Source organism: Rhodoferax sp., from assembly GCF_028715765.1.
Lineage (GTDB): Bacteria > Pseudomonadota > Gammaproteobacteria > Burkholderiales > Burkholderiaceae_C > Rhodoferax.
On the sequence record NZ_JAQURE010000070.1, the window covers coordinates 1 to 10,851 of the forward strand.

Sequence of the window (10,851 nt, forward strand, 5' to 3'; positions counted from 1 at the left end):
AGAATCAACCGCAAGCAACGCAAGCAAGGACCCCCGTGAACACCCGAACCAACATCGTGATTGACGACGACCTTATCGCCCAAGCCATGTTGCGCGCGGGTGTGAGTACCAAAAAAGCAGCGGTGGAAGCGGCTTTGCGTGCGTTTGTGCGCAAGCCAGATTACTCAGGTTTGCTGGCACTGCGCGGCGCCGATGTGCTTGACCCGGATTACGACCCCCGTGGCCCTTATGGTTTGACACCAGAGGCGCTGGCGCGTCGCGGGTGGCATACATTTGAAGAGGCGCGCATCGCTGTTGAGAAGCAAAGCGACGCGTTGCTCACACAGTCTGTTGCTGCCGTGGCCAAGCCAGTTAAGGCGTCACGTCAAAAACCTGCCAATAAATCACAAGTGGCAGATGCATGATTGCTGACACGTCTGCCTGGATCGAGTTTTTGCGTGCCAGTGACTCACCCGCTGATCGGCGACTGCGACGTGCTTTTCGCGAGGACGAAAAAGTCTGGATGCCCGATGTCGTTTACCGTGAAGTCTTGCAGGGTGCCAGCAAACCGTCCATTTTTCATGAGTTGCAAGAACTGCTTGACACGATGCCCGCTTTCGTCAGTGCCGACCCGTGGGCGTTGTCCAGAAATGCGGCACTGCTGTATGCGCGCTGCCGCTGGCAAGGCTTTACTGTACGTAGCCCCAATGACTGCCTGATTGCTGTTTACGCGATAGAAGCCAGCGAGCCACTGCTGGCGCAAGATCGAGATTTTGCAGCTATTGCCCATATCGAACCTAAACTCCAACTGATTTTCTGACTCTGATTTTTTCGACATTTTTCATTCATTCACACCATGACCTCCACCGTTACATCCGCCCTGCACACCTCCAACATCACCTCTCTGCCGCTGCTGGCGCGCGGCAAGGTGCGCGACAACTACGCCGTGGGCGACGACCGCATCCTGATGGTGGCCAGCGACCGCATCAGCGCGTTTGACGTGATCATGGGCCAGCCCATTCCCGGCAAGGGCGTGCTGCTGACCCAAATGGCGCTGTTCTGGTTTGACAAGCTCGGCCCCAAAGGTCTGAACATTTGCCCGATTCACCTCACCGGTGACGCGCCCGAGAGCGTGGTCAGCGCCGCAGAAGTGCCACAAGTGGCCGGCCGCTCGATGCTGGTCAAGCGATTGAGGCCGATTCTGGTCGAGGCCGTGGTGCGCGGCTACCTGGCCGGCAGTGGCTGGAAGGAATACCAGGAAAACAGCGCGGTGTGTGGTGTCAAACTGCCCGCTGGCCTGAAGAACGCCAGCAAACTGCCCGAACCCATTTACACCCCGGCTGCCAAGGCCGAAATGGGCGACCACGACGAAAACATCACCTTCGAGAAAACCGTAGAGATGATCGGTGTGGATTTGGCCACCCGCATCCGCGACACCAGCATTGCGCTGTACAAAGCGGCCGCCGACTTTGCCGCCACCAAGGGCATCATCATTGCCGACACCAAGTTTGAATTTGGTCTGGACAAGGACGGCGCGCTGATCTTGATGGACGAGGTGCTGACCCCCGATTCATCGCGCTACTGGCCGGCCGAGAGCTATGCCGAAGGCATCAACCCGCCCAGCTACGACAAGCAGTTTTTGCGCGACTGGCTGGAAACCGCGCAAGTGGCAGGCAAGCCCTGGAGCAAAACTCCACCCGCACCGCATCTGCCGCGCGAGGTGATCGAAAAAACCTCGGCCAAGTACCACGAGGCATTGACGCGGTTGACAGGCGTTTGAGATTTCAAAAGCATGCATCACAACGCCGTGGCAGCGGCATTGGCGCAAAAAACCAATGCAGCTGTGTGGCGCTTGGGGCTCCTGCAACAGGCGCATCAGCGAGATGTGGCTTTGCAAGCCGGTGAACCCGGCTTGGACTGGCAGGAAATGAAAACTCATCTGAACCAGCGCCTGGCGCAAGCGCGCCAACTCCTTGTGCTGAGCCGGTTCAGCCCTTGGTCAAAAGTCAGTTCAGCATCATGCTCAGCTTGCGCCGGTAGCTTGATACCAGCGCGGCTTGCGGGTCAAGGTCTACGGCAGCTTTGCCCAGCACCTCAATGCCGCCTGCCGTCTTGCCTGGCGTGGCAGCGGCCGCTTTCGGTTTGGGCGGGGTCAGCAGCTCCAGAATCGCCACCATGGCTTTGCGCGGGGCTTCGTCAGCCCACTTTTTGTCGCGCATGATGATCTCCAGCAACTCATCCATGGCGGGCGTCCACTGGCCCACGGCCATCAGCAGGCTGGCTTTGGCAAAGCGGGTGTCAAAGTCGCGTTTGTTTTCTGCAATTTTGGCATCAAATTGCTCTATAGACCATGTGGAATATGCGTTAGTAGCTGCATATTTAATAGCGTTCAGCCATTGCAGCAAGGCTTCAAAGCGCAATTGCCGTGGAATTTCGGTCAGCTTGGGGGCAAGCGCAGCCTCGGCTTCTTCCAGGCCACCAAGCTCGATCAGCACTTTGATGTAATCAAACCGGGTGTCGTCGTTGCCGGGGTCTTTGGCCAGGGCATCGGCCAGGCGCGCCAGCGCGGCCTGTGGGTCGCCAGACTCAAGCAGCGCCTGGGCTTCGTCGCTCTCGGCTTCGGCTTGCAGGGCTTCTGCGCTGGGCAGGTGTTTGTCTAGAAACGTGCGCACCTGGGGCGCGGTTTGGGCTCCCATGAAACCGTCAACTGGCTTGCCGCCCATCATCAAAATGCAGGTGGGAATGCTGCGAATGCCAAAGGCCTGCGCCAATTGCTGCTCGGCGTCGGAGTCAATTTTCACCAGGGTAAAGCGGCCCTCGTACTCCAGCTCGACCTGCTCCAAAATAGGCCCGAGCGACTTGCACGGGCCGCACCAGGGCGCCCAAAAGTCGATCAAGATGGGGGTGGTCATGGACGCGGCAATCACGTCGGTTTCAAAATTTTGGAGGGTGACTTCAATCATGGCTTTGGCTCTCAAGGTCAAACGTAAAATTCGGGCATGAACTCTACACAAATCGGTGTGCTCATGGGCTCCAGCTCAGATTGGGACACCATGCAACACGCAGTCCACATTCTCCAACACTTCAGCATCCCACATGAGGCGCGTGTGGTGTCCGCCCACAGAATGCCTGATGACATGTTTGCCTATGCCGAGTCGGCCGTGGGGCGAGGCCTGAAAGCCATCATTGCGGGCGCGGGCGGGGCCGCGCACTTGCCCGGCATGCTGGCGGCTAAAACCACGGTGCCGGTGCTGGGCGTGCCGGTGGCCAGCAGACATTTGAGCGGAGTAGATTCGCTGCACAGCATTGTGCAAATGCCCAAGGGCATTCCGGTGGCCACCTTTGCCATTGGTGCGGCCGGGGCCGCCAACGCGGCGCTGTTTGCAGTGGCCATGTTGGCCAACCACGACATTGTGTTGCGCGCCAAACTGGAAGACTTTCGCGCCGAGCAAACCCAAATGGCACGCGGCATGACGTTGCCCCCCAAGCTATGAGCGGCCCCATTTTGTTGCCCGGTGCCACCGGGCTGAACGGCAGCGGCCAGCCAACCACACTGGGCGTGATGGGTGGCGGCCAACTGGGGCGCATGTTTGTGCAAGCGGCGCAACGCATGGGTTATTTCACCGCCGTGCTCGACCCCGATGTGATCAGCCCGGCCGGGTTGGTGAGCCACTACCACATCCAAACCGACTATCTGGATGAAACTGGCCTGACGCAGCTGCTGCAACGCTGCGCGGCGGTCACGACCGAGTTTGAAAACGTGCCCGCCGGTGCGTTGGTCACCCTGGGTGCGGCGCGCCCCACGGCACCGAGCGCCGACGCGGTGGCCATTGCGCAAGACCGCAGCAAAGAAAAAGCGCACCTGGCGCGCAGTGGTGTGCCGGTGGCACCCTATGCCGTGATCGAGACTGCTGAGCAGCTGGCTGCGGTGGTCGATGATTTGTTGCCTGGCATTTTGAAAACCGCACGTCTGGGCTATGACGGCAAAGGCCAGGTGCGCGTCAAGACCCGTGCCGAATTGGCGCAGGCTTGGGCTGAATTGAAGCGCGTGCCCTGCGTGCTGGAGCAGATGTTGCCGCTGGCCTCTGAGTGTTCGGTGATCTTGGCACGTGGCTGGGACGGGGCTTGCGTGCACTACGCGCCGCAAGTCAACCTGCACCGTGCCGGCATTTTGGCTGTGACCCAGGCTTATGAGGAAAATATGCCTCTAGCCCTTGCGGATCAAGCAGTGGCAGCTACAAAGAAAATAGCTGATGAACTGAACTACGTGGGTGTGCTGTGCGTGGAGTTTTTTGTGCTGCAAGACGGCACCCCCGCGCAAGCAGCGCTGGGCAGCCTGGTGGTGAACGAGATGGCGCCGCGCCCACACAACAGCGGCCACCACACGCTGGACGCTTGCGACGTGTCTCAGTTTGAACTGCAAGTACGCACCTTGACCGGCTTGCCTTTGACGCAGCCACGCCAGCACAGCGCCGCCATCATGCTCAACCTGCTGGGCGATTTGTGGGTGGACGATGCCACGCCACCCTGGAACCAGGTGCTGGCGCTGCCCGGCGTGCACCTGCATCTGTATGGCAAGCTCAAAGCCAGCCTGGGGCGCAAGATGGGGCACTTGACCGTGACCGCAGCCACGTCCGCCCAAGCGCGCGTTACAGCGTTGCGGGCGGCTGAGATTTTGGGTATTGAGGCATTTTGATGTGCCAGGCGGGTGGCTGGCAGCCCCTTTTTATGCAAGGGTCTGAACCATGATCTTGCCCGGTGATGCACCTGAATCCATAGCTGCTTGCGCAAGCGCTATAAGGGCTGGAGCCTTGTTAGGCTTGCCAACCGAGACGGTTTACGGGCTGGCCGCAGATGCTGACAATGACGCGGCTGTGGCGCACATCTTCAAAGCCAAAGGCCGCCCAGCCGACCATCCGCTGATCGTGCATGTGGCAGATACCAGTGCGGTGGCGCATTACGCCGCCAGCGTGCCAGCGTTTGCCCAGCAGCTCATGCAAGCTTTTTGGCCTGGTCCTTTGACCCTGATCTTGCCGCGCCGCCCCGGTGTGGCCACAGCTGCGGCCGGGGGCAATCCCAGCATTGGTTTGCGCTGCCCCGCGCACCCGGTGGCACAAGCATTGCTGCAGGCTTTGCAACAGGAGGGGCCGCCGATGGGTTTGTCGTCTGCTGACACCACGCCAGAAGCGTCTGACTTGATGCGTCGTCAAGCTGTCTGGGGCTTGGCCGCGCCAAGCGCCAACCAGTTTGGCCGCGTCAGCCCCACCACGGCGGCACATGTGCAGGGTGAGTTTGGCGCTGCGCTGCTGATTTTGGACGGTGGTGCCTGCCAAGTGGGCATTGAGTCCACCATCATCGACTGCACCCGTGGCGCGCCCGTGCTGTTGCGCCCTGGTGCCATTACCCCAGCCCAAGTTCAAGTGGTGTGCGGTTTGAAAGTGCTTACAAAAGAAGAGCTATTAACGCTTGCTAAACCTGCGCCCAAGGCCTCTGGCACGCTTGAATCACATTACGCGCCCAACGCCACGGTGCGGTTGATGACGGCACAGGCTTTGCAAACGGCGTTGCAGCTGTTGGGTCAAACTGCGCCCGCTGACTCTGTGGTTCGCCCCCGCATGGCGGTCTACAGCCGCACGCTGCCGGCCAAGGCTTGCGGGCATGTACTTTTCAGGCAAATGCCCGCCGATGCCGCCCAGACAGCGCAGCAATTGTTTGCTGTGCTGCGCGAGTTTGATGACCAGGGGGTCAAGCTGATCTGGATCGAAAGCCTGCCTGATGACGCCCCATGGGACGGTGTGCGTGACCGCTTGGCACGCGCGGCGAGTTGAATCCCCCGATGTGAAAAAGCCCCGCCTTGCGGGGCTTTGGGCATCAGAGCGTGGTGCTTCAGAATTTGTAACCCACCGCAATGCCGTAAGAACTGGGGTCCAGCGCAGCGTCGACAGTTTGGCCGGTTGACAGTGTGGTTTTGGTGGTCAAACTGGCCTTGCTGTAAAACACATCCACAAACCATTTGTCATTGAAGGCAAAGGTGGCGCCAATTTGGGGCGTCAAGATGAATTTGGAATCAACGGACAACTTGGTGGGTGTTCCTCCAGGGTTGGTCATGGCGGTCAAGGTGCCACTGCCTTGTTCGTTAAAAAAGTAAGCGTAAGTGAGGCCTAGCCCGACGTATGGGCGGAATTTGGCAGTGGCTTCCATGAAGCGGTATTGCAAAAATATGGTCATGGGCAAGGCTTGCACTTCACCGATTTGCCCCACGCCAGCAATAGCTCCCGCCCCATAAAGCTTGTGTTTGAAGGGCAGTGCAAGCGGCACGTCTACCGAGAGATGGTCGGTGTACATGTAAGTGACGCCGCCGGCCAGTTGGGTGTCAGCGCCCGTGTTGGTTTGACTGCCTGCACCAGTTCTTGGCAAGACAAAAAAAGCTGGAGCACTGAGGTTGCCACTGGGATTAGAGGGTTCGATGGTGGTGGCACCTGCCCGCACCATCCAGGTGCCAGCGGATTGGGCCTGGGCAAGAGCAGACAGACCGATAAGTGCTGCCGCCATGGCCCACTTGAAACTATGTTTTGTCATGATGATTCCTTGTTTAAAGAGTCTGTTCAAAGCCATCCGGCTTGAATCAGGCTGCGGTTAAGTAGCTGACTGGCCAGTTTGTAGACCGCCGGGGTGGGGTGAAAGCCGTCTGAGAAAGCATAAGTGGTCCACCAATTTGCACCTCCGGTTGCACCAGCGGGTGGTGTCATGGCTGACAGTGCGGTGTCGGTACAGGTTTCAAAGTTGTAGGTGGGCAAGCCGTCTGTGCCCACGCCGGTGGCAGGGCATGCTGGCGTGGTCACATTGGTCAGGCCGTAGTCGGCAGGGTGGGCTATGTAGTCGTTGAAGTTGCTGTACAAGTCCACCAACACCACCCGGCTTTCGCCGGTAGCACGGACCTGTAGTTGGGTATTGAACGCCACCACCCAACTGGTGAACAAGGCCTCAGACTGTGCCCGGGCGGTGGCACCTGCCGTGCCACCGCCGTAGGCCGCCGAAATGCTGTCAAGCACCATTTGAAAGCGTGGCGTTTTCAGAATGCCCGGCGCATTGATGATTGCTACATGCGTGGCGCCCTTGTTCAAGGCGTGGGTTTGAACCGCGTCAAACAAGGTGTTGGCCACTGCTGTCATGTAAGAAATGCCAGCGGCTGGAAAACCGGCAGCGCCCGTTGGCAATGCGACCCCTGGGATTGAGCCCAGCATGGTCATGAATGCTGCACCACTGTCTTTGGCAGCATTTAAATATGCGCCCACCAAATCAGCTGCATCATTGCCACCCCCGTCAATCAGCAACAGATCGCTAGCCAGATAAGTTTTGCCTGTACCGGCATCAGTCAACTGTTTGACAATCGATAAGGGCGACGCAGCGCCACCTTTGTCCGCGCCAGGGTTGACGCGCCCCCCACCCACACCGTAACTGGTGCAGCCAGCGGTTGGGTTGGCGATAAAGGTGGTACCGGTGAACTGGTAAAAGTTGCACAAGTTAGAAATGCCGTATGAGGCTGCTGTGAGTTCAGAGAATATCTTGGATGTACTGCCCTGTACGCCAAAAATTCGGCCATAACCAGAACCCGCGGGAAGTGCAGAGAAGGTTCCGCTGTCCGCCAAGCTGTCTCCCATCACTTTGACTGAGGTGATGGACACGCGCGGCGTTTGATTCCCATCACCCCCCCCGCCACCACAAGCCACCAACAACGCCGTGGCCATGGCCACGCCTAAAACTTTGAATTGCCTCATCGAATGTCTCCAAGAAAGTAAAAAGAACGACCGTACTATTTTCCAGTTGCAAATCCTACCCCTTAAGGGCTGGTGTGATGAGTGGGGTAAACCCGTGCGTGCGCGAGCATCTGTGCGCTGTGGCGGAGGGTGACGGGGTTACTTGTAGCGCAGCTTCATGATCAAAATGGCGCTGGCCAGTGCCAGCGTGACAAAGTTGGCAATGACCACTGGCCAGGCCTGCAGCAGCAAACCGTAGGCCAGCCAAAAGGCCACACCCAGCGTGAACACGCTGTACATGCCCAATGAGATGCCTCTGACATCTTTGGTGCGAAAGGTGTGCAGCGCTTGTGGCAGAAAGCTCACAGTGGTCAGGATGGCGGCAAGCGTGCCAATCAGGTCGGTCAGGGTCATGTTTTTGGGGGCTGGGTAACGCGGGCAAAAGTGCGGAAGGCGGTTAGTGATTGTCCATCACCACCCAGTCGATCAACGCGTCCAGTGCCGGTCTGGCCGCGGCCGCATTGGGGTGATTGACCATGGCCACCAGCACATAGCGTTGGCCACTTTGCCCTAGCACGTAGCCAGCCAGTGCGGTCACATCGCGCAAGCTGCCGGTTTTTAGGTGGGCGCTGGCCAAGCTGGCGCGGCTGCGTTTCAAGGTGCCGTCTACGCCCACCACAGGCAGGGACGACATCAGCTCGGGCATGGTGGGCGAGGCGTAAGCTTTTTGCAGCAGCAAGCCCAACTGTGCTGCACTGATGCGGGTGTGGCGCGATAGCCCCGAGCCGTTGTCAAGGGTGGGCACATCGCTGGCGCTGATGCGGCGCTGCCACCATTGGCGCACGGCCAAGCGCGCTGTGTCTGGCGTGGCCACAGCCCATGGGCTGGTGGGCTGCGCGCCGTTGCCAGGCGGAGCCAAACCCAGTGTCAAAAACACCTGCTGCGCCATCACGTTGTTGCTGAATTTGTTGATGTCGCGAATCATCTCCAGCAAGGTGGGTGACGCCAGTTCAAAGCTCGGGGGTGCAGCGGGCGCCACGCCGCTGATGACGCTGCCGTCCAGCTGCCCACCCATGTTGCGCCACAAGCCTTCCATGGCGCGGGCGTTGTAGCTGGCCGGGTCGGCGTAGGCCACCGGCCAGATTTTTTCGCCACATGCAGCGGGGTACTGGCCATCCAATCGAATGCGCGAGGGGGCGGAAAAGTCGGCTCTCAAACCAGCCCGGTAGTCGCCGCAAGCAGCTGACTTGGACAGTGGCACCTGGGTGGGCAGCAGCACACCGGCCAGTGGCGGGTCGATTTGCACATGCGCCACGCCCTGGCGGGCATCTGGCGTGAAGGTCAGCACCAGGGCTTTGAAGTTCAGCAGCAGTGCGTCTGGGCTGGCGTTGTAGGGGCGCAGGGGCTCGCCGTCAAAGTCAGCGGGGTTGGTTGCGGGCACGGCAAAGGCCTGGTTGTCCAACACGATGTGGCCAGCAATGCGTTGCACACCCAGGCCTTGCACCCGGCGCAGCAACAGCCACAGGCGCTCTTGCACCAGCTTGGGGTCGCCCTGGCCTTGAATGACCAGGTTGCCCTTGAGCACACCGTTTTCCACCACGCCGTCCAGCCACACCGGAGTGCGCCACACATAAGCAGGCCCCAGCAGGTCAAGCGCAGCCGTGGTGGTGACCAGCTTCATGACCGAGGCGGGGTTCATGGGGATGTCTGTGCGGTGCTGCAAACGTGGTGCCTGTTCGGCATCGACGCTTGTCACCAGCAAAGACACTGCCGCGTGGGGTACCTTGGCTTGCGCCAGGGCAGTTTGAAATGCAGTGGGCAAAGTTTGAGCCAACGCCGCCATGCTCATCAGCCAGCAGCCAAAAACCAGGCTCCAAAGTCGAGCTGACTTGCGAATCAAACCAGCCCATTCAGGCTGTACTCTACCAATAAGAGTGCCTAGAATGAGCTTGGGTCTTGTGTGTGCAAGACTGAACTGAGCATAGCAATGAGAGGGCAGGGGCATGAGAAATCCAGCGGTTCTTTGGGTAAGCGCAGTGGCAATGTCTTTGCTGAGCGTAGCAGCTTGGGGGCAACAGGCCACCAGCTTCTCAATCAAAGGCTACAAGGTGCAAGGCAATACCTTGCTCAGCCCCGAGGTGGTTCGGTTGTCAACCCAAACGCACACCGGGTCTGACGCCAGTTTTGAGACTATTCAGCTGGCCTTGGAGTCTTTGGAAAAAGCCTACCTGAACGCGGGTTACGGCTCGGTGCGGGTTGAAATCCCGGAGCAAGAGCTTGACTCGGGGGTGGTCACGCTGCAGGTGGTTGAAGGCGTCTTGGGCGAGGTGCAGGTTGACCCCAATGCCTTTTTTGACGCAGACAATGTGCGCCATTCCCTGCCGGCTTTGCGCTTGAGTGAAACTGTCAACATCCATGAGCTCAACCGCAACCTGATGCTAGCCAACGAGTCTGGCATCAAGGTGACCCAAGTCACCTTCAAGCGCAGCGCCAACAGCCGCGATGTAGATGCCACCGTCAAGCTCAGTGCTGACAACCCGGTGCGTTGGCTGGCCACTTTGGACAACACCGGTTCAACCTCTACTGGGCTTTACCGCACCGGCCTGATTTACCAAAACGCCAACCTGTTCAATCGCGACCATAGCCTGTCTTTGCAGGCCATGACCAGCCCAGACCACCTCAGTGCGGTGCGCATTTTGGGGCTGGGCTACCGCGTGCCGTTGTATGCCCTGGGCGACGCGCTGGACATCAATATGAGCAGCTCCAACGTGGACTCTGGTCAAGTGGCACAAGCCGGTGGCGGGCCAGACCTGGCTATCAGCGGCAGCGGCACCATGCTGGGCGCGCGTTACACACACAACTTCGATGCCACGGCCGAGCTGCAACACGCGCTCAGCATCGGCCTAGACCAGCGCGCCTATGGCAGCAGTGTTACCCCATTGGGCAGTGCCGCCAGTTTGGTGCCTGACCTGACCACCCGCCCGGTCACACTAACTGTCATGAATCCAAGCCGACGCCCCGGATGATGAAAGAAACTCTAGGGTGGAGGTGACGGGGTCGATGCCGAGAAAATTCTTTGGGAGCGAGCATCCCGATAACTAACTTGGCACGCCTA

At 59.3% G+C, this 10,851-nt stretch carries 12 protein-coding genes; 7 read left to right on the forward strand and 5 right to left on the reverse strand.

Features of this window, described 5'->3' with window-relative positions; all coding sequences use genetic code 11:
- Positions 1–35: 35 nt before the first annotated feature.
- Genes PHT20_RS15545 through PHT20_RS15555 form a run of 3 tightly spaced genes read left to right on the forward strand, consistent with a single transcriptional unit; the run spans position 36 to position 1,759 of the window.
- Positions 36–404 (forward strand): type II toxin-antitoxin system VapB family antitoxin, encoded by a 369-nt coding sequence (locus PHT20_RS15545; RefSeq protein WP_301021232.1) that lies wholly within the window; start codon positions 36–38, stop codon positions 402–404.
- Positions 401–799, forward strand: a complete 399-nt coding sequence (locus PHT20_RS15550; protein ID WP_301021233.1) for a PIN domain-containing protein — start codon at positions 401–403, stop codon at positions 797–799. The genes PHT20_RS15545 and PHT20_RS15550 overlap by 4 nt, the downstream gene beginning before the upstream one ends.
- Positions 800–835: 36 nt before the next feature.
- Positions 836–1,759 (forward strand): phosphoribosylaminoimidazolesuccinocarboxamide synthase, encoded by a 924-nt coding sequence (locus PHT20_RS15555; protein WP_301021234.1) that lies wholly within the window; start codon positions 836–838, stop codon positions 1,757–1,759.
- 226 nt (positions 1,760–1,985) lie between these two features.
- Here the strand turns inward: PHT20_RS15555 and trxA are convergent, their stop codons facing one another.
- A complete protein-coding gene (trxA, locus tag PHT20_RS15560) occupies positions 1,986–2,942 on the reverse strand; it encodes a thioredoxin (protein ID WP_301021235.1) in 957 nt (318 codons plus the stop codon).
- Between the two features lie 36 nt (positions 2,943–2,978).
- On the opposite strand from trxA, the gene purE reads away from it, so the two are divergent.
- The 3 genes from purE to PHT20_RS15575 are packed head-to-tail and all read left to right on the forward strand — an operon-like array spanning position 2,979 to position 5,807.
- Positions 2,979–3,473 carry a 5-(carboxyamino)imidazole ribonucleotide mutase gene (purE, locus tag PHT20_RS15565; protein ID WP_300088370.1) on the forward strand — a complete coding sequence of 165 codons (495 nt, stop codon included), beginning with the start codon at positions 2,979–2,981 and terminating at the stop codon, positions 3,471–3,473.
- Complete coding sequence (locus PHT20_RS15570) at positions 3,470–4,675, forward strand: 5-(carboxyamino)imidazole ribonucleotide synthase (protein WP_301021236.1); 1,206 nt, start codon at positions 3,470–3,472, stop codon at positions 4,673–4,675. The genes purE and PHT20_RS15570 overlap by 4 nt, the downstream gene beginning before the upstream one ends.
- 49 nt (positions 4,676–4,724) lie before the next feature.
- Positions 4,725–5,807 (forward strand): L-threonylcarbamoyladenylate synthase, encoded by a 1,083-nt coding sequence (locus tag PHT20_RS15575; RefSeq protein ID WP_301021237.1) that lies wholly within the window; start codon positions 4,725–4,727, stop codon positions 5,805–5,807.
- Between the two features lie 58 nt (positions 5,808–5,865).
- Here PHT20_RS15575 and PHT20_RS15580 read toward each other — a convergent pair whose 3' ends face one another.
- From PHT20_RS15580 to dacB, 4 genes are all read right to left on the reverse strand, one after another.
- Positions 5,866–6,558, reverse strand: a complete 693-nt coding sequence (locus PHT20_RS15580) for an OmpW family outer membrane protein (RefSeq protein ID WP_301021238.1) — start codon at positions 6,556–6,558, stop codon at positions 5,866–5,868.
- A 26-nt stretch (positions 6,559–6,584) separates the two neighbouring features.
- The gene (locus PHT20_RS15585) at positions 6,585–7,757 is read right to left on the reverse strand and encodes an SGNH/GDSL hydrolase family protein (RefSeq protein WP_301021239.1); all 1,173 of its coding nucleotides are present in this window, start codon (positions 7,755–7,757) and stop codon (positions 6,585–6,587) included.
- Positions 7,758–7,895: 138 nt separating this feature from the next.
- Entirely contained in the window at positions 7,896–8,150 is a 255-nt protein-coding gene (locus PHT20_RS15590; RefSeq protein WP_301021240.1) for a SemiSWEET transporter, read from the reverse strand.
- A 43-nt stretch (positions 8,151–8,193) separates the two neighbouring features.
- A complete protein-coding gene (dacB, locus tag PHT20_RS15595; protein WP_366520944.1) occupies positions 8,194–9,636 on the reverse strand; it encodes a D-alanyl-D-alanine carboxypeptidase/D-alanyl-D-alanine-endopeptidase in 1,443 nt (480 codons plus the stop codon).
- Positions 9,637–9,778: 142 nt separating this feature from the next.
- On the opposite strand from dacB, the gene PHT20_RS15600 reads away from it, so the two are divergent.
- Positions 9,779–10,762 (forward strand): POTRA domain-containing protein, encoded by a 984-nt coding sequence (locus PHT20_RS15600; protein ID WP_301021241.1) that lies wholly within the window; start codon positions 9,779–9,781, stop codon positions 10,760–10,762.
- Positions 10,763–10,851 lie beyond the last annotated feature (89 nt).